General features: G+C 66.5%; 34 protein-coding genes. 28 read left to right on the top strand and 6 right to left on the bottom strand.

Translation table 11 applies throughout. The features are described from left to right. The first annotated feature begins 326 nt into the window (after positions 1–326). Positions 327–656: a BsuPI-related putative proteinase inhibitor gene (locus tag ACQUQR_RS06075; RefSeq protein WP_435195561.1), complete on the top strand. Its 330-nt coding sequence runs from the start codon at positions 327–329 to the stop codon at positions 654–656. 7 nt (positions 657–663) lie between these two features. Here ACQUQR_RS06075 and ACQUQR_RS06070 read toward each other — a convergent pair whose 3' ends face one another. Further along, a complete protein-coding gene (locus tag ACQUQR_RS06070; protein WP_435195560.1) occupies positions 664–1,596 on the bottom strand; it encodes an NAD-dependent epimerase/dehydratase family protein in 933 nt (310 codons plus the stop codon). A gap of 81 nt (positions 1,597–1,677) precedes the next feature. Here ACQUQR_RS06070 and ACQUQR_RS06065 point away from each other — a divergent pair, with 81 nt between their 5' ends. The 9 genes from ACQUQR_RS06065 (at position 1,678) to ACQUQR_RS06025 (ending at position 8,480) form a co-directional block, all read left to right on the top strand. Next, positions 1,678–2,220 carry a tRNA (cytidine(56)-2'-O)-methyltransferase gene (locus ACQUQR_RS06065; protein ID WP_435195559.1) on the top strand — a complete coding sequence of 181 codons (543 nt, stop codon included), beginning with the start codon at positions 1,678–1,680 and terminating at the stop codon, positions 2,218–2,220. 102 nt (positions 2,221–2,322) lie between these two features. Then, on the top strand, positions 2,323–2,601 hold the full coding sequence (locus ACQUQR_RS06060) for an AbrB/MazE/SpoVT family DNA-binding domain-containing protein (protein ID WP_435195558.1): 279 nt from the start codon (positions 2,323–2,325) through the stop codon (positions 2,599–2,601). After that, positions 2,594–3,061, top strand: a complete 468-nt coding sequence (locus ACQUQR_RS06055) for a type II toxin-antitoxin system VapC family toxin (RefSeq protein ID WP_435195557.1) — start codon at positions 2,594–2,596, stop codon at positions 3,059–3,061. Before ACQUQR_RS06060 ends, ACQUQR_RS06055 begins: the two co-directional genes overlap by 8 nt. A gap of 217 nt (positions 3,062–3,278) precedes the next feature. After that, positions 3,279–3,809 carry a transcription factor gene (locus ACQUQR_RS06050; protein WP_435195556.1) on the top strand — a complete coding sequence of 177 codons (531 nt, stop codon included), beginning with the start codon at positions 3,279–3,281 and terminating at the stop codon, positions 3,807–3,809. Further along, entirely contained in the window at positions 3,809–4,483 is a 675-nt protein-coding gene (locus ACQUQR_RS06045) for a DUF2110 family protein (RefSeq protein ID WP_435195555.1), read from the top strand. The genes ACQUQR_RS06050 and ACQUQR_RS06045 overlap by 1 nt, the downstream gene beginning before the upstream one ends. Then, on the top strand, positions 4,480–5,325 hold the full coding sequence (locus ACQUQR_RS06040) for a DUF5803 family protein (RefSeq protein WP_435195554.1): 846 nt from the start codon (positions 4,480–4,482) through the stop codon (positions 5,323–5,325). The genes ACQUQR_RS06045 and ACQUQR_RS06040 overlap by 4 nt, the downstream gene beginning before the upstream one ends. Before the next feature lie 53 nt (positions 5,326–5,378). Next, entirely contained in the window at positions 5,379–6,065 is a 687-nt protein-coding gene (locus ACQUQR_RS06035) for a competence/damage-inducible protein A (protein WP_435195553.1), read from the top strand. Positions 6,066–6,268: 203 nt separating this feature from the next. Further along, positions 6,269–7,333: an ATP-NAD kinase family protein gene (locus ACQUQR_RS06030; RefSeq protein WP_435195552.1), complete on the top strand. Its 1,065-nt coding sequence runs from the start codon at positions 6,269–6,271 to the stop codon at positions 7,331–7,333. 112 nt (positions 7,334–7,445) lie between these two features. Beyond that, positions 7,446–8,480, top strand: coding sequence for a PhoU domain-containing protein (locus tag ACQUQR_RS06025; protein WP_435195551.1), 1,035 nt, complete (start codon positions 7,446–7,448; stop codon positions 8,478–8,480). On the opposite strand, the gene ACQUQR_RS06020 is transcribed toward ACQUQR_RS06025, so the two are convergent. Both ACQUQR_RS06020 and ACQUQR_RS06015 read right to left on the bottom strand, forming a co-directional pair. Next, positions 8,477–8,893, bottom strand: a complete 417-nt coding sequence (locus tag ACQUQR_RS06020) for a DUF7528 family protein (protein ID WP_435196256.1) — start codon at positions 8,891–8,893, stop codon at positions 8,477–8,479. The two genes, ACQUQR_RS06025 and ACQUQR_RS06020, sit on opposite strands and share 4 nt — an antisense overlap. 108 nt (positions 8,894–9,001) lie before the next feature. After that, the gene (locus tag ACQUQR_RS06015; protein WP_435195550.1) at positions 9,002–10,171 is read right to left on the bottom strand and encodes an LEA type 2 family protein; all 1,170 of its coding nucleotides are present in this window, start codon (positions 10,169–10,171) and stop codon (positions 9,002–9,004) included. Between the two features lie 111 nt (positions 10,172–10,282). Here ACQUQR_RS06015 and ACQUQR_RS06010 point away from each other — a divergent pair, with 111 nt between their 5' ends. The 4 genes from ACQUQR_RS06010 to ACQUQR_RS05995 all read left to right on the top strand — a co-directional run bounded on the left by ACQUQR_RS06010 (position 10,283) and on the right by ACQUQR_RS05995 (position 12,053). Then, the gene (locus ACQUQR_RS06010; protein WP_435195549.1) at positions 10,283–10,471 is read left to right on the top strand and encodes a DUF7525 family protein; all 189 of its coding nucleotides are present in this window, start codon (positions 10,283–10,285) and stop codon (positions 10,469–10,471) included. 64 nt (positions 10,472–10,535) lie between these two features. Next, positions 10,536–10,760 (top strand): DUF7123 family protein, encoded by a 225-nt coding sequence (locus ACQUQR_RS06005; RefSeq protein ID WP_435195548.1) that lies wholly within the window; start codon positions 10,536–10,538, stop codon positions 10,758–10,760. A 34-nt stretch (positions 10,761–10,794) separates the two neighbouring features. Then, a complete protein-coding gene (locus ACQUQR_RS06000; RefSeq protein ID WP_435195547.1) occupies positions 10,795–11,217 on the top strand; it encodes an SRPBCC family protein in 423 nt (140 codons plus the stop codon). A 308-nt stretch (positions 11,218–11,525) separates the two neighbouring features. Beyond that, positions 11,526–12,053, top strand: coding sequence for a plastocyanin/azurin family copper-binding protein (locus ACQUQR_RS05995; protein ID WP_435195546.1), 528 nt, complete (start codon positions 11,526–11,528; stop codon positions 12,051–12,053). Here ACQUQR_RS05995 and ACQUQR_RS05990 read toward each other — a convergent pair. Next, positions 12,047–12,844, bottom strand: coding sequence for an RIO1 family regulatory kinase/ATPase domain-containing protein (locus ACQUQR_RS05990; protein ID WP_435195545.1), 798 nt, complete (start codon positions 12,842–12,844; stop codon positions 12,047–12,049). The two genes, ACQUQR_RS05995 and ACQUQR_RS05990, sit on opposite strands and share 7 nt — an antisense overlap. Before the next feature lie 84 nt (positions 12,845–12,928). Here ACQUQR_RS05990 and ACQUQR_RS05985 point away from each other — a divergent pair, with 84 nt between their 5' ends. Further along, a complete protein-coding gene (locus tag ACQUQR_RS05985) occupies positions 12,929–14,071 on the top strand; it encodes an acyl-CoA dehydrogenase family protein (RefSeq protein ID WP_435195544.1) in 1,143 nt (380 codons plus the stop codon). A 44-nt stretch (positions 14,072–14,115) separates the two neighbouring features. Continuing rightward, a complete protein-coding gene (gene nth / locus ACQUQR_RS05980) occupies positions 14,116–14,799 on the top strand; it encodes an endonuclease III (RefSeq protein WP_435195543.1) in 684 nt (227 codons plus the stop codon). Between the two features lie 2 nt (positions 14,800–14,801). On the opposite strand, the gene ACQUQR_RS05975 is transcribed toward nth, so the two are convergent. Continuing rightward, positions 14,802–15,290: a DUF7321 family protein gene (locus tag ACQUQR_RS05975; RefSeq protein WP_435195542.1), complete on the bottom strand. Its 489-nt coding sequence runs from the start codon at positions 15,288–15,290 to the stop codon at positions 14,802–14,804. A gap of 88 nt (positions 15,291–15,378) precedes the next feature. Here ACQUQR_RS05975 and ACQUQR_RS05970 point away from each other — a divergent pair, with 88 nt between their 5' ends. The 10 genes from ACQUQR_RS05970 to ACQUQR_RS05925 all read left to right on the top strand — a co-directional run bounded on the left by ACQUQR_RS05970 (position 15,379) and on the right by ACQUQR_RS05925 (position 21,645). Continuing rightward, positions 15,379–16,179 carry a DUF7319 domain-containing protein gene (locus ACQUQR_RS05970; protein WP_435195541.1) on the top strand — a complete coding sequence of 267 codons (801 nt, stop codon included), beginning with the start codon at positions 15,379–15,381 and terminating at the stop codon, positions 16,177–16,179. Between the two features lie 171 nt (positions 16,180–16,350). Next, the gene (locus ACQUQR_RS05965) at positions 16,351–16,908 is read left to right on the top strand and encodes a plastocyanin/azurin family copper-binding protein (protein ID WP_435195540.1); all 558 of its coding nucleotides are present in this window, start codon (positions 16,351–16,353) and stop codon (positions 16,906–16,908) included. Continuing rightward, a complete protein-coding gene (locus ACQUQR_RS05960) occupies positions 16,908–17,294 on the top strand; it encodes a DUF7318 family protein (protein ID WP_435195539.1) in 387 nt (128 codons plus the stop codon). The genes ACQUQR_RS05965 and ACQUQR_RS05960 overlap by 1 nt, the downstream gene beginning before the upstream one ends. 2 nt (positions 17,295–17,296) lie before the next feature. Continuing rightward, on the top strand, positions 17,297–18,145 hold the full coding sequence (locus ACQUQR_RS05955) for a ubiquinol-cytochrome c reductase iron-sulfur subunit (protein WP_435195538.1): 849 nt from the start codon (positions 17,297–17,299) through the stop codon (positions 18,143–18,145). Between the two features lie 3 nt (positions 18,146–18,148). After that, positions 18,149–18,943: a cytochrome b gene (locus tag ACQUQR_RS05950; RefSeq protein ID WP_435195537.1), complete on the top strand. Its 795-nt coding sequence runs from the start codon at positions 18,149–18,151 to the stop codon at positions 18,941–18,943. Between the two features lie 4 nt (positions 18,944–18,947). Continuing rightward, on the top strand, positions 18,948–19,709 hold the full coding sequence (locus tag ACQUQR_RS05945) for a cytochrome bc complex cytochrome b subunit (protein ID WP_435195536.1): 762 nt from the start codon (positions 18,948–18,950) through the stop codon (positions 19,707–19,709). A gap of 26 nt (positions 19,710–19,735) precedes the next feature. After that, positions 19,736–20,014: a DUF7315 family membrane protein gene (locus ACQUQR_RS05940; RefSeq protein WP_435195535.1), complete on the top strand. Its 279-nt coding sequence runs from the start codon at positions 19,736–19,738 to the stop codon at positions 20,012–20,014. Between the two features lie 10 nt (positions 20,015–20,024). Then, a complete protein-coding gene (locus tag ACQUQR_RS05935; protein ID WP_435195534.1) occupies positions 20,025–20,306 on the top strand; it encodes a DUF7314 family protein in 282 nt (93 codons plus the stop codon). 40 nt (positions 20,307–20,346) lie between these two features. After that, positions 20,347–21,066 (top strand): ATP-NAD kinase, encoded by a 720-nt coding sequence (locus ACQUQR_RS05930; RefSeq protein WP_435195533.1) that lies wholly within the window; start codon positions 20,347–20,349, stop codon positions 21,064–21,066. Positions 21,067–21,204: 138 nt separating this feature from the next. Beyond that, complete coding sequence (locus ACQUQR_RS05925) at positions 21,205–21,645, top strand: DUF7313 family protein (protein ID WP_435195532.1); 441 nt, start codon at positions 21,205–21,207, stop codon at positions 21,643–21,645. Here the strand turns inward: ACQUQR_RS05925 and ACQUQR_RS05920 are convergent. After that, positions 21,642–22,931, bottom strand: coding sequence for a M20/M25/M40 family metallo-hydrolase (locus ACQUQR_RS05920; protein WP_435195531.1), 1,290 nt, complete (start codon positions 22,929–22,931; stop codon positions 21,642–21,644). The genes ACQUQR_RS05925 and ACQUQR_RS05920 overlap by 4 nt on opposite strands. 107 nt (positions 22,932–23,038) lie before the next feature. On the opposite strand from ACQUQR_RS05920, the gene ACQUQR_RS05915 reads away from it, so the two are divergent. Together ACQUQR_RS05915 and ACQUQR_RS05910 are read left to right on the top strand one after the other, a co-directional pair. Next, a complete protein-coding gene (locus ACQUQR_RS05915; protein WP_435195530.1) occupies positions 23,039–24,100 on the top strand; it encodes a polyprenyl synthetase family protein in 1,062 nt (353 codons plus the stop codon). A gap of 31 nt (positions 24,101–24,131) precedes the next feature. Next, positions 24,132–25,193, top strand: a complete 1,062-nt coding sequence (locus tag ACQUQR_RS05910; protein ID WP_435195529.1) for a M42 family metallopeptidase — start codon at positions 24,132–24,134, stop codon at positions 25,191–25,193. Positions 25,194–25,251: the final 58 nt, after the last annotated feature.

Below are 25,251 nucleotides of genomic sequence, written 5' to 3'. Positions count from 1 at the left end.
TCCCACCCCGCGGTGAAATATCGGAGGGCCGACCTGCGGTGGCTGGCCGAACAGCCGACTCCCGATGGCCTGCCGAACAGCCAATTCGGGTGGACTGAAAGGGGCCGGGCGCTCGCGCCGGAGGAGAGTCGCCTGCGCGAGCCCTATCGCGTGCGCGGATATCTCGCGCAGCGACCGCGAGCGACCGGGGGCTTTCGAAACCCTGTTTGCGGACCCGTCACCTGCGGTACAAAGAGGAACTCCCCACACCGGGCTGCCAAATCCCGCCCGTAGAGATCAAGAGTTCCGTCCCATAGCGATTTGTGGGACGAACGCCAAGTGGTAGCATGCTTACCGGGTCACTCGATGTCACCGTCGGCGAGGGCGTCACCTTCCGGTTCACCGTGACCAACGCGGGCGACGATCCCGTGACGGTGACGTTCCGCGACAGCTGTCAGGCGGATTTCGTCGTCGTCGATCTCGACGGTGAGGAGGTGTGGCGCTTCTCCCGGGGTCGGCTGTTCACGCAGGTGATGCAGCCCGCGCGGTTCGAGCCGGGCGAGGAGGCCGTCTTCGAGGAGGCGTGGCCGGAGCCCGAGTCGGGCGATTACACCGCGATCGCGGAGCTGCGGGTCCAGGAGCGCGACGTGCGCGCGGAGACGCCGTTCTCGGTCTGACGCCGGGTCAGTGGGCGTGTTCGGGGATCAGCTCCCGGACGGCCTGCCGGACGGCGTCGTCGGAGGACTGCTCGGGCTCGTAGCCGAGCGCGGAGAGCTTCTCGATGGAGAGCCGCATCCGCGGCACGTCCCCGGTCCAGCCGCGGTCGCCGCCGGTGAAGGTGAACGTGGGGTCGAGCCCCATCTCCTCGGCGACGATCTCGCCGATTCGCGTCACCGACGTGGTCGTCCGGGTCCCCAGATTGTAGGTGTTCACGGGCTTGTCGGCGTGTTCGACGACGTGGCACATCGCCGCCACGCAGTCGTCGATATGCATGTACGACTTCTCCTGGCGGCCATCCCCCAGGATCTCGAGCTCATCCGGGGTGTGTGAGAGCTTGTCGATGAAGTCCGGGATCACGGCGCCGAGCTGGAGCCGCGGACCGACGATGTTGGCGAACCGGAAGTTCCAGACGGTGAAGTCGTGGCTGTGGGCGAACACGGAGAGGAGAGACTCCTCCGCGAGCTTCGACGCGCCGTAGATGGAGATGGGTTCGAGCGGGGCGTAGTCCTCGGGCGTGGGGCGCGGGGCCTCCCCGTACACCACGGAGGAGGAGGTGTACGCGATATGCGAGACACCCACGGCGTCCATCCGGTCGATGACGGCCTCGGTGATGGCGGTGTTGCCCCTGAACTGCCCGAGCTCGTCGCGGCTGGCGGATTTGTCCGCGGCGAGATGGAAGACGAGGTCCGTCGTGGGCGTGATGGCAGCCTCCGTCGTCGCGGGATCGGTGAGGTCACCTTCGACGACCTCGGCGTCGTCCGGTACCCACTCGCGGCGGCTGTTCCGGAAGTCGTCCACGACGACCACGTCGTTCTCCGCGACGAGGAACTCGGCGAGATGCGAGCCGACGAAGCCCGCGCCGCCAGTGATGCAGATGCGTTGACCGGTAAGGTCCATATTCCGAGGCTCTCGGGGTGTCGGAAAGTGCCTTCCGGTCCGGAAGGAAACCCCTTAGCCCGTCCGTCGCCCAGCGCGGGTATGCAGGGTGAACACGAACTCGCGGTCCTCCGGCTCTCCCACCGGCCGGGCCGCGACGAACGGATGACGACGCACGTCGGACTCACCGCGCGAGCGCTCGGCGCCGACCGGGTCTATTTCCCCGACAACGCCGGCCAGTCGCGCGACACCGTCGCCGACATCACCGCCCGCTTCGGCGGCCCCTTCGCGGTCGAGCTCACCGACTCCCCGAAGCAACTGGTGCGCGAGTGGGAGGGGCCCATCGTGCACCTCACGATGTACGGGCTCCCGATTCAGGACGTGGAAAGCGATATCCGTGCGGACCACGCCGAGGCCCCCCTCCTCGTCGTCGTCGGGGGTGAGAAGGTCCCGTTCGATGTCTACGAGTGGGCGGACTACAACGTCGGTGTGACGAACCAGCCCCACTCGGAGGTCGCGGGGCTCGCGGTGTTCTTGGACCGGCTGTTCGAAGGACAGGAGTTAGAGCAGGAGTGGCCCGACGCCGACCGGAAGGTGGTCCCGAAGGCGACGGGGAAGAAGGTCGTCGACCCGAGCGAGGAGTAGGGTCGCTGTTCGCCTACTCCCGCTGTCGATAGGTGTGGTCTGAACATCGATTGATTCCGCAGTGACCACAACGCCCATTAATTTCCCACTCGTAGTGGGAATATGGTCACGGTGGATTCGAAAGGTCGAATCGTCCTTCCGCGGGAGGTGAGAGAGCGTCTCGGCATCACACCCGGCATGGAGGTAGCGGTACACGAAGAGGGGGGGAAGGCGGTCGTCGAACCCGAAGACGACCCTGAACGGGTTATCGAGCGCATGGAGAATCTGATCGAGGAGACTGCCCCGAAACGGCGGGAAACAGCTCCACTCGACGAAGACCCCATCGCTCGGAAGCACAGAGATGCCGTTCGGCGCGGTGCGAACGAGCGCGACGATGAGTGATACCAACGGCCCGTATCTCTTCGATGTCGGGGTCATCGCCCTCGCACACACGGACGCCCCCGTCCGCGACGCGGCGCTTTCGTACGTCCGAGACGCGATCACCGGTGATATCGACGCTGTCGTCCCGTATCCTGCAGTGTTCGGTGCGCACACCGTCCTGACGACGTACTACGGGTTATCGAACGAGGACGCGTCTCGACTTTTACAGAACTTCATGGACGCACGACGAATCCACTGGTACGACGGCATACCCGAATCCGTCGTCAGGGACGGGCTCGCTCTGGCGAGCGACGCGAACGTCGGTGGCTGGGACGGCTACTACGCGCAGGTGGCTATCGAAGAAGGCGTGACCACGGTCTTGACTATCGACGACGACTTCGAGCGGTTCGATGCGTTCGAGACGGAGGTCATCCTCTCGCCCGAGGAGTTTCGCGAACTGAACCGGTTCCTCGGGGGTTGACGGTTACTCGCGGCCCTGCGGCCCGCGTCGTCACCGCTCGGCATTTCGGGACGCTCGCCTCGTTCACGTCTCGCGCGCTGCTCACGGTTCGTCTGCGGAGCTTTGCTCCGCATCCTCACCGTTCGCCATCTCGAGGTACTCGTGCTTGCTGACGCAAGCACTTCGCACCTCGCGCGCTCCGAATCTTTTAAACACGTACCGGCCGGATTTCCCCCTAATGGCTTTTGAGGAACTCCTTTCGGACCCTGTCATCCAGAAGTACCTCCACGAGCTGGTGGGGCCGACCGGGATGCCGGTCGCGGCCGCACCGCCGGATGGCGAGGTCACCGACGAGGAACTCGCCGAGGAACTGGGGCTGGAACTCAACGACGTGCGACGGGCGCTGTTCATTCTCTACGAGAACGACCTGGCGTCGTACCGCCGCCTGCGCGACGAGGACTCCGGCTGGCTCACCTATCTCTGGACGTTCGAGTACGACAACATCCCGGAGAAGCTGGAGTCGGAGATGCACCGCCTTTTGGACGCGCTGGAGGTCCGCCGCGAGTACGAACAGGACCACGAGTTCTACCTGTGTGAGCAGTGTTCCCTCCGGTTCGAGTTCGGTGAGGCGATGGACTTCGGCTTCCAGTGTCCCAACTGCGGCAATCAGCTGGTGGACATGGGCAACGACCGGCTCGTCGAGGCGATGGACGAACGCATCGACGAGCTCCGCGACGAACTGAACATCGTGCCGGAAGCCGAGGCGTAATGGTCGTCCTCGCTACCAAATGCTACATCGGGGGAGCGGCCCGCGAACGGGCACTCGACTCGCTCACGTCGCTCGTCGGCAACGAGCTCTCGGGGCTCGACGTCGAGTTCGACGTGGGGCTGCGCGACGACGACTTCCCGTCCGTGACGGTCACGGGCGAGGACGCGACGGTCGCCCGGAATCTCCTGCGCGAGGAGTGGGGGGCCATCACACCCCACCGCGAGGCCGGTGAAGTGTACGTCGGAACGCTCGAATCGTGGGACGACGACTTCCTCGTCCTCGATGCGGGCGAGCCGATCCGCATCCCGAAGGAGGAGCTCGGGCTCGGCTCCGGGACGGCCTCCCAGATCCGCAAACGGTTCGGGCTGGTCCAGCACATGCCCCTGCGGTTCGTACAGGGGGAGACGGGTGAGCCCTCCCGGCTGGCGGACGCCGAGCGCGACCGGCTCTACGACTGGACGCGCGGCACGGGTCGCGTGAACGTCAACAGCGCCACGCGCGCGGAGGTCCGGGCGACCGTCAACCGCGCGGGCCACGCGCAGGACATCGTCACCGTCGAGCGACTCGGTCTGCTCGAACAGAGCATCGTCTGCCGTGAGGGGACGGACCCGCCGGGCATCCTCGCGGACATCGGTCCGCATCTGCCGTCGGAACTGCTCTGCATTATTCCATGAAGAGATGGCTCCCGCTCGTCGCGCTCGCCCTCCTCGCGCTCACAGCGGGGTGTAGCTCCGTCCTCGGCCCCTCGCCCGCGAGCCCCGAGGAACTCGCGGCTGACGCGAACTACGACTGGGACACCGGGAGCGACGCCCACCTCGACGTCACGTCGGAGAACTACACTGCGGTCTACTCGGTGGCGAACCGCACCACGGGCTCGATGGAGGGGAACTACACCATCGAGTTCTACACCCGCGACACGCTCGGGACGGACGTCCCGCTCGATGTCCGGGCGCTGCAGTTCCAGTACGCGAACGGCACGCGGCTCGTGATGCGCGTCGAGGACGAGGAGGCTGTCTCGGCGTTCGTCTACCCGAACGGGACGACGGCGCCGGCCCCCGGCAAGCTCGCCGTCCGGAAGACGCGCCAGCGGACGATCGTCTCCATCCCGACGAACGAGTCCGGGCAGGTCGCCTTCACCACGCCGCGCAACGGGAAGCAGGTCGCCACCCCGACGTTCGTGAAGGGCTCGTACTCGGTGACGCTCCCCCCGAGCGCCCGGGTGAACTACCCGTTGCTCTCGCGGGTGACGCCGGACCCCAGTAGTTCCACGCTCGCCGACGACCGCGTCACCCTGCAGTGGGACTCGGTGACGACCAACGTGCTCATCGTCCGGTGGTATCTGGAGCGTGACCTGCTGCTGTTCGGTGGCATCGTCCTCGTCTTCGGGACCGCTGGGGTCGCCGGGGCGCTCTACTACTACCGCGAGATCAGCCGGACGGTCGCCAAGCGCGAGGAGGTGGGGGTCGACGTCGAGATAGAGGACGATGACCGCGGGCCGCCACCGGGGATGGGCTGATTTCCCCGACCGAGGGGGATGGGCTGATTAGGCTCCGCCCCGAATCGGTCTCCATGCGCGTCGCGCTCGTCACCGTCGGCGACGAACTGCTCGCCGGTGACACGGTCAACACGAACGCTGCCTGGCTCGGCTCCCGCCTCGACGAACGGGGCGTCACCGTCGAACGGGCCACCGTCGTCCCCGACAGGAAGGCGGACATCGCCCGCGTCGTCAACGAGTACCACGCGGAGTACGACGCCGTCATCGTCACCGGCGGGCTCGGCCCGACCCACGACGACCTGACGATGGAGGCGGTCGCCGCGGCGTTCGGTCGGGCGGTGGAGCCGAACGCGGAGGCGCTCGACTGGCTGGCGGAACACGGTGGCTACTCCAACGAGGACCTCGCGACGGGGACCGCCGAACTCCCCGTCGGCGCCACGCCGCTCCACAACGAGGTGGGCGTCGCCCCCGGCTGCCGGCTCGAATCGGTGTACGTCTTCCCGGGCGTCCCCGACGAGATGAAGGCGATGTTCGAGTCGGTCGCCGACGACTTCTCGGGGACGAAACGCCACGTCGAGTTCGTCGCCGTCGACGAACCGGAGAGCGCGCTCATCTCCCGGTTCGAGACGCTCCGGGAGCGGTTCGACGTGAAGGTGGGCTCGTACCCCGGCGAGAGCGTCCGGGTAAAACTCGAAAGCGAGGACGAGACGGCGGTCGCTGACGCGGCGGCGTGGCTGCGGGAGAACGCGACGCTCGTGTAGCGGTCCTATCGATACAGTTTCGCGAGCCACGCGGCCGTCACGAGGAGGCCGCCGATGAGCATGGCCCAGCCCGCGGTGTTGATGGCGATGGCGTCGACGCCCTGCTGGAGTGGAATCATGTGCATCCGTACCGCAGGGGCTCCCTTAGGTGATTCGTTCTCGGCCACCGGGCCGCTTTTCCCCCACCCGACCGAACCCCGCCCATGCGACGAATCGGGGTCGTGGTGAACCCCATCGCCGGAATGGGCGGTCGTGTCGGGCTGAAGGGCACGGACAACAAGGTGGAGGAGGCCCGCGCCCGCGGTGCGGAGCCGCGCGCCCCCGAGCGAGCCGTGGAGGCGCTCGCCCACCTGCGCGAGCAGGGGGAGGCGCTCGAACTCTACGCCTACGGCGGGGTCATGGGCGCGGACGAGGCGCGCGAGGCGGGGTTCGACCCGGTCGTGGTCGGGGAGCCGGGCGAGAGCACCTCACGCGAGGACACCCGCGAGGCGGTCCGACGGCTCGTGGACGCCGGGGTCGACCTCGTGCTGTTCGTCGGGGGGGACGGCACGGCCGTCGACGTGGCCGAGACGCTCGAAGAACTCGATACGGAGACCCCGATGCTCGGGGTCCCTGCGGGGGTCAAGGTCTACTCCTCCGTCTTCGCCGTCACCCCGCGTGCGGCGGGCCGGCTCGCCGTCTCCTTCGACCGGGTCGAGCGCCGGGAAGTGAACGACATCGACGAGGACGCGTTCAGAGGGGGAGATGTGAACACGGAGCTGAAGGCGCTGGCGAGGGTCCCTGTCGGGGAGGACCTGCAGTCCTCGAAACAGATCGGTGGCGGGACGGTCGAACAGCTCGCGGAGGCCGTCGCGGCCGACGTCGAGGACGGCGTGACGTACGTCCTCGGGCCGGGGTCGACGCTCGATGCGGTGAAGCGGGAACTCGGGTTCGACGGGACGCCGCTGGGCGTGGACGTGTGGCGCGACGGGGAGGTGCTCGTCCGTGACGCCACGGAGTCGGAGATCCTCGCCACCCTCGGGGAGCGGAACGTCATCGTCGTCTCCCCCATCGGGGGCCAGGGGTTCATCTTCGGACGCGGGAACCCCCAGATCTCCCCGCCCGTCATCCGCCAGTCGGAGGTCGAAGTGGTCGCCTCTCGCCGGAAACTGGACGACACCGGGACGCTCCGCGTGGACACCGGCGACCCCGAACTCGACGAGGACCTCCGCGGGTGGATCCGGGTCCGCGTCGGGAAGTTCGAGCGGCGGCTGTTGAAGGTCGCCTGAGCCCCCGCTGAACCCTTTCTTTCGGCTCCGTATGTTCACGTCGCCTAGAGGTATCGAAATATGGCATCGAATGTATAGTGAAGATTAAGGGCATAGGAACCCCAGAGAGGATATGGAAACCCGGAAAGTCCAGCGGCTGGGCCCTTCGACCCTCGCGATGACGCTCCCGGCGGAGTGGGCGAAGGCCCAGAACGTCGAGAAGGGGGACGAGGTCTCGCTCCGCATCGGGGGGAAGGGGACGCTCACCGTCATGCCCGAATCGGTCCAGCAGGAGGAGTCGGAGGCGATCATCCACGCGGACGAGCTCGAAGCCGACGCCGTCGAGCGCGCCATCCTCGCGCAGTACGTGCTCGGTCGCCGCGTCATCATGGTCGAGGTCGCGGAGGGTGGAACGCTCGACTCCACGACCATCAACGCCGTCTACAACGCCGAGACCCAGCTCATGGGGCTCGGCGTCATCGAGGAGACGCCAGAGCGCATCTCCATCCGGTGTTCGGTCGACCCCGAGGACTTCACGCTCGATAACCTGCTGCTTCGATTGGAGTCGACGGGCAGCACGATGCGCAACGAGGCCATCAAGGCGCTCGCACACGGCAATCCAGACCTCGCACAGCGCGCGCTCAACCGGGAGCGGCAGGCGAACAAGATCTTCGTCCTGCTCCTCCGACTCATCTTCACGGCCTACCAGAACCCGAATCTCGCCCGGGCCGTGGGGCTCGACTCGGGGTTCCCGCTCATCGGCTACCGCTCCATCGCGAAGAACCTGGAGCTCACGGCCGACAACGCGGAGGACATCGCCGAGATCGTCCTCGAGACGGAGGGCCACTCGCTGAACGTCGACCAGGCGACGATGCGGAAGATCCGCGAGTTCACCGACGACGTGAACGAGGTGACGGAGAAGGGGGTCACCTCCGCCGTGGAGCGGGACTACGACCTGGCCATCCAGACCCGACGGCTCTTCCGGGAGATCGAAGACCGCCAGCGGGAGATCCTCAACGACCTCCCGGAGATGCCGAACGAGGACCTCCTGCGCGTGCGTGAGGTGCTCGTCTCGCTCCAGCAGACCGCACAGTACGCGGTTCGGAACGCCGAGATCGCGACGAACCTCGCGCTCAACGAGGAGAGCGAGTACGTCTCGATCTCCTAGTCGGCCGCGGCCGCGGGGAGCTCACGCTCTCCGTCGGCATCTACCGCTTCGTTCTTCTCGACCGTCAGCGGGTTCCGGCAGGTCACCGAACAGTCGAACGCCGGGTGCTCCGCGAAGTGGCGAATCAGCATGTGCCGTCTGGAGCCCGTGATGCCGGTCCGGCTCACGTCCTCGGCGGAGAACGCACGCGGCAGGCGCTCGTAGAGCCGTTTCACCCGGTCGAAGGAGTCGAACACCTTCGCGTTGCCGGCCGAATCGGCCCCGCGTCTGGCGACGACGTAGCTGCCGTCCTCCCGATACTCGCCGCTGGTCCGGAAGAACTCCTTGCGTTCGACCAGCGCGTCGCCGATGGCACCCTGCAGCTCGCGCGCTGCGCGGCGCGACAGCTCGTGGGTCTCGCCAGCGATCGTCAGGAACACCGTTTCACCGTCCGCACTTACGCGTGTTTCATCACGCGTGGAGAACTCGATCAGGAGACTGGGTACTCCGTGTCATGTATCTCCCTCATATGAGCGAGATAACTAAAACGTATCGCCCTCCTGTGCCTGGATGGCAAGGAGGCCGCCGTCGTCGGTGGGCGTCGGTGTCGGGGTGGTCGACCCCCCGGAGCCGCCGGTGATGGGCGTGTCCGTGCCGACGAGTCCGCCGTCCTCGGTCGGCGTGGGCGTCGGGGTCGCCTCGGGGGTGGGCGTCGTCTCACCACTCGCGTCGGTGCTCCCCGAACTCGCCGCCTCGCCTTTGGTCCCGAAGATGTCCGTCTCGATGGTGCGCTCGTAGGTGAGCTGGTCGAGCGGGACGCGGATCGTGTTGCCCGTCGGGAGCCGGACGGTGGCGAAGAACTCGATGCGCAGCTGTGTCACCTGGTTCCGTTCGAGGTGGCTCACCCACCAGTCGTCGAGTTTGGAGTTGTCGATGGCCGCCGCGACCTGCATCGTCTCGGTGGTCCCGCCCTCGATGACGTACGGCTGGTCGGTCACCGCGCGGCCCACCTCGATGTCGTTCATGTAGATGACGGACTCCACCTCCGTGATGGTGTACGGCTGAGTCTGGGGGTTGTAGGCGACGAACTGCATGTCGATGGGCGTCTCCTGCTGGGTCACGGAGCCCCACTCCGCGCTCGTCTCGTTCACGTAGAGCATCGGGTTCGAGAAGACGGGCGAGGAGGGGCCGTTCACGGGGCGCGTCTCGTCGGAGTTGAACTGCGAGATGATGTCGGTCTGGACCTGCTGGCGCTGGCTCAGGTCGAACTGCCGGTTCCCGAGGATGGAGGTCCGTATCCGGGCGTCGACGGTGACGTTCGTGGTCTCCCCGTTGCGGACGTGGGTGACCCACCAGTCGGGGATCTTGGTGTTGTCCATCCGCGTCGAGAACTCGAGGGTGGTGTTCCCCGTCCCGATTGCGAGCCCCTCCTTCTGGCCGGCGGCCATGGAGACGTTGTTCATCTTGACGGTGTAGTTCACCGTCGTGTCACCCAGTCGGATACCGATGGGGTTCGGATTGTTCACGACGAGGTCGGTGTTCACCACCGTCGTCTGGTCGTCCACCGCGCCGAAACTGTTCTCGACGGCGACGACGCTCGGGACGCCGACGAGCCCGACGGCGAACGCCCCGCCGATGCTCGCGGCGAGCAGCCCGACGACGGTGACGGCGGCTTTCAGCTTCGTGCCGAACAACAGCGCACGGAGTGCCATTTGGTGGGGGAACACGACGGACGGACATATGGGTTCTGGCCTCGGCCGGGGGACGAAAACGCCGTCGCCACGAACGGGGGGCTTAAGTCACCGTCGCCGGAAGAGCGCGGTATGGAAACGGCTCCGGCTTCGGACAAGCGTATCGGCTTCAGTGTCCTGTTCGGCATCCTCGGCCTCCTCGGTGCGGTCGTGATGTACGTCGCGGCGATGGGTGGCGACCAGCTCGCCTCCGGCTGGGGGTTCGCCCTCGCGATGGCCGCGGGCGCGCTCGCGATCGCCGCACTCCACCTCTACGACTAGCCGTCTACGCCACACGTTCTGACTCTACAAATAGCGTTAAGAACCTCAAACCCCTACTTCGTGTATGGCCGACTTCAGCGACGAGGACGAACGCATCCTCTCGTACCTGCGCGATCAGGTGTCCGTCGGTGAGCAGTATTTCCGCGCGAAGAACATCGCCGACGCGATCGGGCTGACGGCGAAGCAGGTGGGCTCGCGACTCCCGCGACTCGCCGAGCGGTCCGATGACGTCGAGATCGAGAAGTGGGGCCGTGCACGCTCGACGACCTGGCGCGTTACGCCCGAATAAGCGTTCTTTTAGTCCCTCCCCGAGACGTTCCGCCATGACCGTACGGGTCGAGCGGACCTTCGAACTCGATGCACCACGGGCGGCCGTCTGGGCGTTTATTGCCGACCCGGAGAAGCGCGCCCGCCCCATCAGCGTCGTCTCGGACTTCGAGACGACCGGCGAGAACACGGCGACGTGGCACGTGAAGCTCCCGATCCCGCTCGTCGACCGCACCATCGCCATCGACACCGAGGAGACCGACCGCGAGGAGGAGGAGTACGTCCGGTTCGTCGGCCGGTCGAAGGTGATGCGCGTGATGGGCGAACACGAGCTCTCCGAGTCGGGCGGGAAGACGCTGCTCACGAACCGGTTCGTCGTCGACGGGCGGGTCCCCGGGGTAGAGTCGTTCTTCAAACGCAACCTCGATGGGGAACTGGACAACCTCGAGGCCGCGTTGCGCGAGGAACTCGGGCTCTGACCCGGCGGACGGGCGTCGAGTGGTCCCGCGCGCCGCGAGGGCCGAATCCGTCGCGCACCCCCCGACTGAACACCCACGTTCACCGTCTCTAGAGGGCAAGACTTTATACCCTATACCGGAGTAGCCCTAGTTGCCGAAACGACGCTTTTCTCGTCGTGACGGCGAAAAATGCCCACCGCATTTACCGAGGAAGCCCGGTCCTCGGTTCCCCCCACCTCTCCCCCCCTTCGCCACCGCTTCGAACCGACCCGCGGAGCGACCGCTTCGGACGGGAAGCCTGATATACCATCTCACCCAACATTCTGGGCGTGACCCACGATAGCACACGACGAGCTCTCCTTCGGGTCGGGGGCCTCACGCTCGCCGCCGGGCTGGCGGGGTGTCTCGGTGGCGGTGGTGGCGGGGGGAGCGACCCGGCGACGGAGACGGCGGAACCCGAACAGCAACAGGAGGTGGCGGCCGACTACGAGGTCGTCGTCGGCCCCGGCGGTGCCCTCGTCTTCGACCCCGCGGAGCTCCAGGTGGAGGTGGGGGCGACGGTGAAGTGGACGTGGGCCTCCGGCGGGCACAGCGTCACGCTCGACAGTCGGCCGAACGACAGCGACTGGCGCGGCACGGGGCTCTACACCCACGAGGAGGGGTACGTCATGACGAACACCTTCGACACCGCCGGAGTCTACGAGTATTACTGCAACCCCCACCGCGCCTCGGGGATGAGCGGGACGCTCGTCGTCGGGGACGAGACGCCGACCGAAGGGGATGCCACGCCGACAGCCACGCCGACCCCCACGGAGGACGACGGGGCCGGCGGCGGTGGCGGCGGTGGCGCCTACTGACCGGCCTTCTCGATCTCGCCTTTCACGCTCGCGCTGTCGAAGTCGTGGTCCGGGCGGAGGTTGACGAAATCCAAAAAATCACGCGCTTCGAGGAGGACCTCCACGTCGTAGGCGTCGAGCGCGGCGGCGACGGCACGCGCGGCGCCGATGTGTGGGGCCAGCGCGCCGAGCGCGCACGCGATGTCGTACGCCCGGGCGTCCGCGATGGCGGCCTCGCGCACGCTCGTCGCGTCGATGAAGTAGAGCTCCCCGCCCGAGACGAGCACGTTCTCCTCGCGGAAGTCGCCGTGGGCGAGGCCGTTGTCGTGCATGGTCGCGAGCCGGGTGAACAGCGTGGGAGCGAGCTTCGTGACCTCCTCGGCGTCGAGCTCGTCGAGGGTGCGGAAGTCGGGGAGGTACTCGAGGACGAGCACGCCGAGCCCGTCGTGCTCGAACGCCTCGACGGGGGCGGGGGCGTTCACCCCGAGCGAGCGCATCGTGCGGGTCGCTTCGAGTTCGTGTTTCGCCATCTCGTAGGGGGTCCCGAAGTGCTCGAAGAACCCCGGGGTACCGGAGGTGAACGCGCCGAGGTTCCGGCCCGTCGTCAGCAGGGCGTGGACGAAGGAGTTCTGCTCGGAGATGACCTTCACGAACCACTGCTCGTTGACGACGAAGGGGGTCGACAGCCAGTTGTCCGCCTCGAGGAAGGTGACGTGGACGGGTTCCTCGTCGTAGCGCTCGCCCAGCTCGCGAGCGATCGCTTCGAGGGTCGGCCAGGGGACACGGCCGCGCAGGAACCGCCGGAATGCCATTACTGCAATCGAGGCCGGGGAGCCGTATATGCCTTCCCCGCGACCCGTCGGTGGCTTTATCTTCTCCCCATCGAAAATTTTGCCATGGATTTCGACCTCCCTGCTGAGCACCGGATGATCCGCGACATGGTGCGCGATTTCTGTGAGGAGGAGATCGCTCCCATCGCACAGGAGATCGAGAACGAACACCGGTACCCGGCGGAGATCTTCGACCAGCTCGCGGAGCTGGATCTCATGGGCGTCCCCGTCCCCGAGGAGTACGGGGGTGCCGGCGGCGACTACCTCATGTACGCCCTCGTCGCCGAGGAGCTCGGTCGCGTCTCCGGCTCCATCGGCCTCTCGTACGTCGCCCACACCTCGCTGGCCTCGATGCCCATCTACAAGTTCGGGACCGAGGCCCAGAAGGAGCGCTGGCTGACGCCGCTCGCCTCCGGCGAGTACATCGGCGCGTGGGCGCTCACCGAACCCGGCTCCGGTTCCGACGCCTCCGACATGGACACGATGGCCGTCAAAGAGGGGGACGAGTACGTCATCAACGGCACGAAACAGTTCATCACGAACGCCTCGGAGGCCGGGAGCATCCTCGTGAAGGCCGTCACCGACCCCGGCGAGGGGTACGACGGCATCTCCACGTTCATCGTCGACCCGCGGAACGACGACGGGTTCGAGGTCACCACGCTCTGGGACAAGATGGGCCTGAACGCCTCGCCCACGTGTGAGATCCAGTTCGACGACCTCCGTATTCCCGAAGAGCGCCTGCTCGGCGAGGAGGGCGAGGGGTGGACCCAGACGATGAAGACGCTCAACGGCGGGCGCATCTCCATCGCCGCGCTGTCGACCGGGCTCGCGCAGGGTGCCTTCGAGGCCGCACGCGACTACTCGAAACAGCGCGAGCAGTTCGGCAAGCCCATCTCGAAGTTCGACGCCATCCGCGACAAGATCGTGGACATGGACCGCAAGATCGAGCGGGCGCGCCTGCTCACCCACAAGTCCGCCGTCGAGTACGACGACGGGCGTGACGTGACGCGCATCTCCTCGCTCGCCAAGCTCGACGCCTCCGAGATCTCCCGCGAGGTCGCGGAGGACGCCGTGCAGGTGCTCGGCGGCTACGGCTACACCGAGGACTTCGCCCCCCAGCGGTTCTACCGCGACGCGAAGCTCATGGAGATCGGGGAGGGGACCTCCGAGATCCAGCATCTCGTGCTGGGTCGGGAACTCGGGCTCTAACGGGTAAACGACACCACCAAGTCGGGGGCGCGCTGTCTCCCGGTATGGGCACGCCACTCGATTCTCGCGAGGACCAGGTCGTCGAGGTGCTCGACCGCCTGTACGAGGAGTATCCGGACCCGACCATCTCGCTCGACTTTTCTAATCGGCTCGAACTGCTCTTCGCCGTCGTCCTCTCCGCACAGTGCACGGACGAGCGCGTGAACGAGGTCACCGCCGAGCTGTTCGAGAAATACCGGACACCGGAGGACTACGCGACCGCCTCGGAGGAACAGCTCGCGGAGGACATCTACGGCATCACCTTCCACAACAGCAAGGCCTCCTACCTCAAGGAGTCGGCCCAGATACTCATCGACGAACACGACGGGGAGGTGCCGGACACCATGGCCGCGCTCACGGACCTGCCCGGCGTGGGCCGGAAGACGGCGAACGTGGTGCTCCAGCACGGCCACGATTTGACCGAAGGAATCGTCGTGGACACCCACGTCCGGCGCATCTCTCGCAGATTGGGGCTGACGGAGGAGGAGACTCCTGGGAAGATCGAACGGGACCTGATGACCATCGTCCCGGAGGAGGATTGGAAGGAGTACACCCACCTGCTCATCGAGCACGGGCGGGCGACCTGCACGGCGCGGAACCCCGACTGCTCGGACTGCGTGTTAGAGGACATCTGCCCCTCCTCGAAGCTCGACCACGAGGTCGACCTCGCGAGCGGCGAGGCGTGGTGAACTTATAAGAGATACTTTATCACGTATCTGGAAAGTCCCGTGAGCCACGCGAGAATCCAGAAGAACGTGTAGCCGAAGACGCCGATGCGGAGGCGGCGCCGCCAGAAACGCATGTTCTCGTCGCCGATCTCATCGAGCAGGACGTCCTCGTCGTAGTCGTGATACAGGTCGTGTTCCCACTTCGCCTTGAAGATGCGGACGATGCCCGTCCCCCCGAACAGGAGGAAGGCGTAGGCCTGCACGCCGAGGAAGGCGTGGAGGACGGCGTACCCCCCGAGCTGGTCGAACAGCCGGGGGGCCATCCAGAACACGAGGGGGACGGTCGTGAGGGTGAGGCCGGTGAGGACGAACTTCAGGTGGTACGTGAGCACCCTCCACGTCACGGCCTCGGCGTCGATCATGATCCACGCGCCGTAGAGGAAACAGGGGAGGGCGAGCGTGAGCGCGACCGCGACGACGGTCGCCACGACGGCGTCCGGGAGGCCGAACATTGCCCGCTCGTAGGGAGTGAGCCGGCATTAGGGTGCCGAAAGCGGGCGCTCCGGAAACGGTTTACCGAAGCCGTTCCAAGGGAACGCGATGGCGGATTCCCGGTCCGAGCCAGCGACGGACGACGACGAGGCGGAGCCCTCGACGGAGGAACTCCGCGAGGAGGCCGAGCGGGAGCTCTCCACCGAGGAGCTCCGCAAGCAGGTCGAGGAGAAATACGACTTCGAGAACTTCCGGCCCGAGGACATGGAGCGGATGACGCTGGAGGAGTGGGAGGCCGTCTTCGACCCCGAGACGTGGATCACGGGGACGGAACTGCTCGATAGACTGGAAGCCGACCTCAAGACCCGCATCCGCAACCGTGACGTGTTCGCCCGCATCGAACGCCACGAGAACCCCGAACGGCTGGTGGCGTACTCCGACGAGGGGTACGCCATCGTCTACGGGGACGGCAGCGTCGAGGGGCAGGGGACGGTGCTTCGGGACGTGAAACCCTCCGTGGCGCTGTGCTCGATGGACGACTACGACGTCCCGCCGATGCCGGAGGGCGACCTCCTCCCGAAGCCGATGGAGGTCCCCGAGGGGAGCGGGGAGTTCGGCAACCTGATGCTCCAGATCATCGCGGGGATGCAGGTCATCGCGGGGCTCGTCCTCGCCGGTGGCGCCCTGCTGACCCAGGAGCTGGGGCTCATCGCCGGCGTCGCCGGCGTCGGGTTCCTCTTCATCGGCGTCCTGCTCTTCACGACCGTCGCGAACGCCCGACTCTCCGATACGTTCCGGGCGGAGGAGTACCGCAATCGGCTCCGTGCGATCGGTATCGACTCGGACGAACGGCCGGCGTTCCTCCCGGAGTTCGAAGCCGAGGGGGAGCTCACCACGGAGGATGAGTGACCACCGAATGACCACTCGCCCGGCCGCTCTCGCGCGTGGCCACCCGGCCGGACGCGCCCCCGTGCGCGAGGCCATCGACGCGGGGCGAGACGGCCGAATCGCGGGAAAACCCCGGCGTCCGCGCCGTGTTCGGTGGGTTTATACGCGAACAATCCCGAGTCACGCATGTCCATGAATAGACGGGACTTTCTGCGGTCTGCCGGTGGCGTGACAGCCGCCGCCGGTGCCGTTGCCGCCTCCGGCACGGCCGCAGCACAGGAGGAGAAGACCGTCGTGGTCGGTCCCGGTGGCAGCCTCGTGTTCGACCCCGCAACGGTGTACGTCGCCAAAGGCGGCACCGTCACCTGGGAGTGGGACTCCGACGACCACAACATCGTCGTCGACTCCCAGCCCGAGGGTGCTGGCTGGGAAGGCACGGAGGGTGACGCCGCGACGCTGTACGACACCGGTCACACGTACTCCCACACGTTCGAGACGCTGGGCGAGTACTCGTACTACTGTGCCCCGCACCAGAGCGCGGGCATGGTGGGGAAAGTCGTCGTGAACGAGACCGGGCAGGCCCCGACGCCGGCCGGCGGTGGCGAGGTCGACCCCGAGCACATGGGGGTGCCGATTCAGGCGCACTTCGTCGGAATCGCGACCATCCTCGCCATCTTCGTCTCGCTGGTGTTCACGTTCTTCCAGCTGAAGTACGGTGAGTCGCCCCACGCCAGCGGAGGGAACCGATAATGAGCTCCGGCAACAACACCTACGGTGACATCCACCGGTACGAGCCAGCCCGCGAATCGACCGCGGCGGCCATCGCTATCGTGCTACTCACCGTCGTCGAGGTGCTGTTCATCGGCCTGTTCACCTACGGCCTGCTCTCCGGCTGGGGCTTCTCCGAGTTCGGGAACATGTTCCTCGGCGGCGTACTCGCGGTCATCTTCATCGACCTCGCGTTCATCATGCTGCTCTACCGGAAGGAGTTCCTCCCGGACGTGATGATCGTGAAGAAGCGCCGTCGCAAGTGGGAGGACCTCTACATCCGCGAGGAGGACGTCGACGGGACGACCCTCGGCGGTGACGCGGTCGAGAGCCTCAAACGCGCGATCTACCCATACTACAAGCGATAACAATGTCAGCAGACGATAAATATCCGACCGAATCCGGCCGCCGACGCTTCGTCAAGGGCGTCGTCGGCTCCGCCACGCTCGCCAGCGTGGGGACGGGGGCCGCCGCCACCATCGGCACGGCCACGTCCTCGACCGGCGCGGGTGGCGGTATCACGCAGTACGTCGGCATCGAGAACACGGACGGTCCCGCGCCGCGCGGGATGCCCATCATCCCCCTCGAGATCGACTCCGAGGGCTTTTTGAAGGGCATCTGGCCCGACGTCGAGGAGGTCACGGAGGGCGGCCGTACGATACAGGTCGCCAAGATGGAACTCGGCGGGGAGACCTACTCCTCGCAGTGGTTCCAGTACTGTGGTGTCCAGACCTATCCGGGCATTCGTCCCGGTGCGGACCAGGACAACTTCTTCCGGGTCGCGTCCGGTGCCGGGAACACCTACGCCTGGATGCAGGACCTCGAAGCCGGCGAAAAGCTCCACCTCGATATGTTCTCGAACTACGAGGAGTGGGGCAACGGCATCGGGAAAGCGGGTATCGGGAAGCCCGCGATGGCCAGTTGGCGCTCCGTCGACGTGGAGCCGCAGTCGACGATTCCGGTTCAGGTCGTCCGGTCGACCAGGATCGAACAGCTCGCCCAGGAGGACGAGTTCATCAACGCGGCGACCGCCGAGGGCTGTATCGCGTGGCTCGACAAGTGTACCCACTTCTGCTGTGTCCCCGGCTTCAAGGCCTACCAGGACTCGGCGAAGTTCGGTGCGGCCAACGAGGTGTACTGTCAGTGCCACCAGTCGGTGTACGACCCCTTTAGCCCCGTGAGGAAATCGTTCGTGGCCCTGCCGCGGCCGGAGGAGTAACCCATGAGTCTAGAACGCAAAGACGAACTCGACCACGACGGCTGGATGCGTGAGAAGGACCTCACTCCCGTCGAGGTCACCTACCTCACCGTCCTGATGTGGCTCGACAAGCGTCTCCGCATCGTTGACTACCTCGAACTGCTCGAGGACCTGTACTACAAGGTCAACATGCAGATGCCGAAGAGCCACACGGAACAGTACAACCTCGACAACAAGTTCTGGTACTGGTACCCCCTCTACGCGCTGGGGTCGTTCAGTACCATCGCGTACGTCGTCGCCGCCATCTCCGGGGCGATGCTGGGCTTCTACTACAGCCCCGCGACCACCGGTGACCCGTCGACGGCGTACAACTCCATCACCTTCATCATGACCGACTTGCGGCTCGGCTTCTTCCTCCGGAGCCTCCACCGCTGGGCGGCGCAGGTGATGGTCGCCGCGGTGTTCCTGCACATGCTCCGTGTCTACTTCACGGGGTCGTACAAGGAGCCGCGCGAACTCAACTGGATCATCGGCATCGTGCTCATCTCGCTGACGATGGTGTTCGGGTACACCGGCTACCTCCTGCCGTGGGACCAGCTCGCCTTCTGGGCGGGCCAGATCGGCGTCGAGATGAGCCTCTCAATCCCGCTCGCCGGTGAGTGGGCTGCACAGCTGTTGTTCGGCGGGTTCACCCTGAGCCAGAGCACGTTACAGCGGATGTACATCCTACACGTGTTCTTCCTGCCGTTCATCACGACCACCCTCATCGCCATCCACATCGGTATCGTGTGGATGCAGGGGATCGCGGAGCCGCACTAGTATCATGAGCGACGACACCAACTCCGAAGAGATCGTCACGGACGGCACGGGTATCGTGCCCCCGGACGACGAGACCCCGACGTGGCTGGAGCGGAAACAGCGCACGGAAGGGCTCTCACGGCTGACGTACGAGTACTTCGAACGGGCTCGGCGTGAGGACCAGGACCTCCGCATCGAGTCGGACTACGTCGAACGCGACGTGCTCGCGTTCCCGGCGTGGCCACACGAGATGATCCGCAACCTCGCGTTGACGAGCTTCTTCGTGGGGATGATCATCTTCCTGTCGGCGTCGATGCCGCCACACATCGGCCCGCCGGCGAACCCGTCACAGACGCCCGCCATCATCCTGCCCGACTGGTATCTCTACTGGTCGTTCGGGCTGCTCAAGCTCGGGCCGCTGAACCCGTCGCTGTCCATCCTCGGTGGACAGAAGCTGATGGCCGACCGGACGTACGGTGTGCTGGCGAACCTCGTGGTCGTCGGCTTCATCGCCATCGTGCCGTTCCTCAACAAGGGGTCGGCGCGGCGACCCGTCGAGCAGCCGTTCTGGGGCGCAGTGGGTGTCTTCGGCGTCATCTTCGCCATCACTATCAGTGCGCTCGCGGTCAAGAACCTCGTGCCGATGGACTCGCACCTGCTGTTCGACCTGGCGTTCCTGCTGCCGTTCGTGGGCGGGTTCATCAGCTACGCGGTGTTCAAGTCCATGCGCGAGGGGTACATGTTCGAGCTGAACCGCCGGTACTACCGGCTGCGTCCGCCGAAGTGAAGTAGGCACCACCCCTCTCTTCTCTCATGTCAGAATCGGGTCCGAGCGGCCGCGATGTCGAGGTGCCCCTCGAGGTGTACAAGGCCGTCACCGTCTTCTCCACCCTGTTCGCCGTCGTGATGGTCGTCCTCGGGTTTATCCTCCTCGACAGCGCGACCCAGCGCGCGACCGCCGCGGTCGACGACATCAACGTCGTCCTCGCCGTCGCGGGGCTCGCGGCCATCGCGGTCGGGGCCGGCACCTACGCCTTTTCGACCCGGTTCCGTGCTCAGGGAATGGGAAAGCCTAAAGATGGCGCTGACTAACCGTCGGGTAATGGCTGACGAATTCGCGAAGGGGTTCGGTATCCTCGTGACGGCGGGCCTCGGTTGGATGACGCTCGCGGGCTGGTACAACACGCCCAGTTTCGAGAGCCTCCAGCAGCTCATCGCGCCCGACCCGACGCAGGGACTCACCGTGTACGACCAGCTTGCGATCATCCTCAAGGACGCGCTGTTCTGGTTCGCCATCCTCGGTGCGCTCACGTTCTGGGTCATCATCCCGGCGTTCAAGGAGTTCCAGCAGTGGCGCGCCGGCAAGCCCGACCACCCCGAGTAATCCCGCAGTCTTTTCCCTTCCCCCCGCGCAGTTTGCCACGATGAGTGAGCTCTCGGGCGAAACGCGGCTCGCCGTCGTGGGACCGACGCCCCTCGCGGAGGCCATCGAGGTCGCTGGTGGCGTCCCCGTCGACGAGACCGACGCCGCCGACGCCATCGTCGCCGTTGGACCCACGGCCATCTCCGAGCTCGCGGCGGACCCCCCCGCGAAGCCGGTGGTCCCCGTGGACGCGGGTCGCGGGCTCCCCTCCGTTCCCGGTGTCGACGCCACGGACGCCATCGCCGCGTTCCTCGCGGGTGACTGGTCCCCCGTCACCCACCCGCTTCTCACGGTCGACTCGTCGCTCGGCACCCACACCGCGCTCTCGGATACGATGCTCGTCACCGAACAGCCCGCGCGCATCTCGGAGTACGCCATCCACTCCCGCGGCGAGCGGGTCGCGCGCTTCCGCGCGGACGGAGTCGTCGTCGCCACCCCCGTCGGGAGCCACGGCTACGCCCGTACTGCCGGTGGCCCCGTCGTCGCGCCGGATACGGGGCTCGCCGTCGTCCCCATCTCGCCGTTCGCGACCGACGCGGACGACTGGGTGCTCCCCGCGAAGGACCTCGAACTCCGGGTCGAACGCGACGAGGCCGCCGTCGAACTCCTCGTCGACGACCGCCGCCTCGGGAGTATCGACACCGCGACGCCCGTCACGCTCGCGACCGAGGAGGAGTTGACGTTCGTCAGCACCGAGTTCGCGACCGGGTTCTTCGAGTAGGTGGGGCGGCTCCCGGCGGTCGGGGGTGGTCCATAGCGCGATTGGAAACACCCCGAGGACTAGCGTCCTCGTGAGCTTCCAACTCGCCTGACGGCGCGATTGGAAACACCTTAATGGGTGACGAACCGATGCCCAGATATGGAACCGTCCGTGTCGCTGTTCGGACCTGTCGACGCGATTCTCGCGCCGTACATCGGATACGTGCTGTTGGGACTGCTCCTCGCGAACATCGTCGCTCGCGGGATCGAATTCAACCAGATCAAATCGCAGGCCGCGGAGGGTGGGGCCGAGGCCATCACCCGACACCCGCTGCGCGTCGCGACGAGCTTCCTGCTCGTCGTGGGGACGTTCTACTACATGACCGTCCACCAGCACGGCGGCGTCGTGTTCGGGACGCTCGTGCTCGCCATCTTCATCTCTGATCTCTTCGAGTTCGAGTCCCGAAAGGTGGAGGCACGGCGTGAGATCGACATCGAGCGCCCCAAGAGCGCCATCGCGGCCTCCCTGCTCGCGCTTTTGTACATCCTCTATCAGACCCTGTTCTTCGTCATCGCGCCGGTCTGGAACAGCATCATCTAAAACGGCCAGTCTCCCGTTATCTTCATCCCTTCCGCGAGGTCTTCCTGCTCTAACCGCTCGACGAGCTCCGCTTCGTCCTTGCGCTCCAGCTCCGTCTCCCTACTCGCGAGCGCCACGGCCAGCTCCGTGAGGAGGACGGCCTGTTCCCGCAGATCCCGTTTCTCGAGTTTGTCGAGGGTGTCCGCGCGCGTGTGGCCCCAGCCGCGGCCCTCCGCGCCGGTCTCGGCGTAGACGTGGATACCGGGGGTGCCGTGAACGACGAACGGCCAGTGGTCCGAGTGGGGGCCGAGCTGTGGGTTCACCTCCATCGGGTGGCCCATGCGGTCACCGACGGTCTCGACGGCGGCTCGGAGCCCCGCGAACCCGTGGGTGTAGAAGGTCAGGTTGCGCCCCTGGACGACCCCGTCGTTGTTGAGGACGGCCTTTATCGTCGACTGGTCCACCTGCTCGGCGAGATACTCGGAGCCGAGAAGCCCCACCTCCTCCGCACCGAAGCAGACGAACTCCACCTTGGTCTCCAGCTCCGCCTCGCGGGCGGCGAGCGCCCGCGCGAGTTCGACCACCATCGCCGTGCCTGCGCCGTTGTCCATCGCCCCCTCCGCGATGTCGTGGGCGTCGACGTGGCTCGTGACGAGGACGCGTTCGTCGGTGTCGGGACCGAGTTCGGCGTGGACGTTCTGGGAGGTGGCCTGTGGCGTCTCGCAGTCCACCTGTACGGTGAGTTCCTCGCCCTCGAACCGGCGGGCGAGGGTGCTGCCGACCTCCTTGGAGACGCCGACGGCGGGAATCTCGCCGATGGGTGCCTCCGCGGTGCCGACGCTCCCCGTCGGCGCGAGACAGCCCTCGATGTGGTTCCGGAAGACGAACCCCGCGGCGCCGGCCTCGACGGCGTGGTAGTACTTCTCGCGCCGGTGGATGAGCCGGCCGTACCACGAGGGGACGTTCGAGGCGACCATGACGATCTTCCCCTCGAGGTCGGCCTCGAAGTCCTCGGGCAGACCGTAGCCGAGGTCGACGAACGCACCGGTCGCCTCGCCCGCGGGCGAGCGCGGGAGGGCGAGACACTCGTGGTCGCCGTCGGCTTCGATACTGGAGGCACCGCGCTCCCACCCCTGGATGTCGAACTCTCGGAGGTGGGCGTTGCGCGCGTGGTCGGCGAGCACGTCGCGTGTGGCCTCTGCTGCGGCGCGTTCTCCGTCGCTGCCGGCCATGCGGTTCCACTCGACGAGCGACTCCAGATGTGACCACCCGGTATCGGAGGTGAACGTCTCGGCGATCCAGTGCATACCCGACCCGCGCCCGCCGCGCGGATAGTGATTTCGTCCCGTGGTGTCGCGCCGCATCGGGCCCGCACCGCGCAAGGGTTTTATCCCGGCCACGCAAGCGACGGAACATGCGCGAGGTACTCGAGGAGTGGCGGCCGGTCATCGACGACGCAATCGCCGACCTCCTCCCACGGGAGATCACCGAGGCGTACCTCGCGGAGTTCTTCGGTGCCCCCGCCTACGCCTACGACCCCGTCTCGATCCAGGAGGGGCTCGCGGACCCGCTGTGGAACCTCCTCGACAGAGGTGGGAAGCGGTGGCGAGCCGTCGTCTTCCTGCTGCTGGTCGAGGGGTTCGGTGAGGACCCACACGGCTACCTGCCGTACGCCTGCATCCCGGAGATCCTCCACAACGGGACCATCATCGTCGACGACGTGGAGGACTCGGCGTCGATGCGCCGGGGAGAGGAGGCGCTCCACCACCAGTTCGGCACGGACATCGCGCTCAACGCGGGGAACGCGATGTACTTCCTCCCGCTGAAGGTCATCACCCGCGACCCCGCGAATCTGCCTCCCGAGACGCGACTCGCGGCCTACGAGATGCTCACCCACGAACTCAACCGGACGCATCTCGGGCAGGGGATGGACATCCAGTGGCACAACGAACGCGAAATCCGGGTCGACGAGGACGCCTATCTGGAGATGTGTGCGTGCAAGACGGGCTGTCTCGGCCGCATCGTCGCCCGGCTCGCCGCCATCGTCACGGGCAACGAGTCGGAAGAGGCGACCGTCGCCGACTACGCCCAGTCGATGTCCATCGCCTTCCAGATCGCCGACGACATCCTCGACGTGGAACACGCGATGGACCACGGCGGCGCGTTCGGGAAGGGGATCGGGAACGACATCCGCGAGGGGAAGAAGACGCTCATGGCCATCCACGCCGCGGAACACGCCGACCCGGCGTCGGTCGCGCGGCTGGAGGAGCTTTTGTGGGCCGAGGAGAACACCGACGACGAGGTGCTGGAGGCCATCGACATCATGCGGGAGGCCGGCTCGGTCGAGTACGCTCGCGAGGTCGCCCTGGGGCTGGCACAGGACGCCCGCGACTACCTCGGCGAGGCCGACCTCGACCCGGAGACCGCCGACACGCTCGCGGCGTTCACGCGGTTCGTCGTCGACCGGAACGTCTAACGGTTAAGTCGCCGCCTCCCCGAAGCGGGGTATGGACCCCGCCGACTTCGAGTTCGATTTCGACTTACTCAGGGAGCTGACAGAGACCAGCGGCGTCCCCGGCTACGAACAGCGTGTTCGGGACGTCCTTCGCCGGGAGTTCGACAGCCACGCCGACGCCATCACGACCGACGCGATGGGGAACCTCGTCGCGACCATCGAGGGGGCGTCGGACTACTCGGTCGTCGTCGCCGCCCACATGGACGAGATCGGGTTCATGGTGAAACACGTCACCGACGCGGGCTTTCTCAAACTCGAACCGCTCGGGGGGTGGGACCCGCGCATCCTCCGCGCTCAGCGCGTCACGGTCCACACCGACGACGGCGACCTCCCGGGCGTCATCGGCTCCTCCCCGCCGCACACGCTGGACGACGAGGAGCTGTCGAAGAAGCCCGAAATCGAGGACGCGTATATCGACCTTGGGCTCCCCAGTGAGGCGGTCGACGAGCGGGTCGCGGTGGGTGACCTCGTGACGATGGACCAGGAGACCGAAATCGTCGGGGAGCACGTCTCCGGGAAGTCGGTCGACAACCGGGTGTCGGTGTTCGCGCTCGTGGAGGTCGCCCGGCGGCTCGACACCCCACCCGTCACCGTCCACCTCGCGGCGACGACACAGGAGGAGGTCGGGCTTCGGGGTGCGGAAGCGCTCGGCGCGGACTCCGATGCGGACCTCGCCATCTCGCTCGACACGACCATCGCGAACGACGTTCCGGGCTTCGACAGCGAGAACGCCGTCACCCGGCTCGGCGAGGGTGCGGGTATCAAACTCAAAGACGGCGGGGTCATCACGAACCGGAAGGTGAACAGACGGCTCGAGCGCGTGGCGACCGCCGAGGAGATCCCCGTCCAGCGGGAGATCATGGTCGCCGGGCGCACCGACACCGCGAACCTCCAGCGCGCCGGGGGTGCGCGGCCCGCTGGCGCCATCTCCTTCCCGACGCGGTATCTCCACACGCCGGTCGAGGCCGTCCACTACCGGGACGTGGAGGCCTGTCTCGACCTGCTCGTCGCGTTCCTCGAGTCGGAGACGGGAGAGAACGACTACACGCTGTAGGGTTCGCGGAGCGTCCTGCGTCTCGCAAAGCGTCCTGCGTCTCGCAAAGCGTCCTACG

Origin of the sequence: Natronomonas sp. EA1 (genome assembly GCF_051195035.1) — an archaeon.
Classification (GTDB): domain Archaea; phylum Halobacteriota; class Halobacteria; order Halobacteriales; family Haloarculaceae; genus JBNTJV01.
The sequence above is the reverse complement of the archived record's forward strand: the minus strand, read 5'-3'. Positions and strand labels throughout refer to the sequence as shown.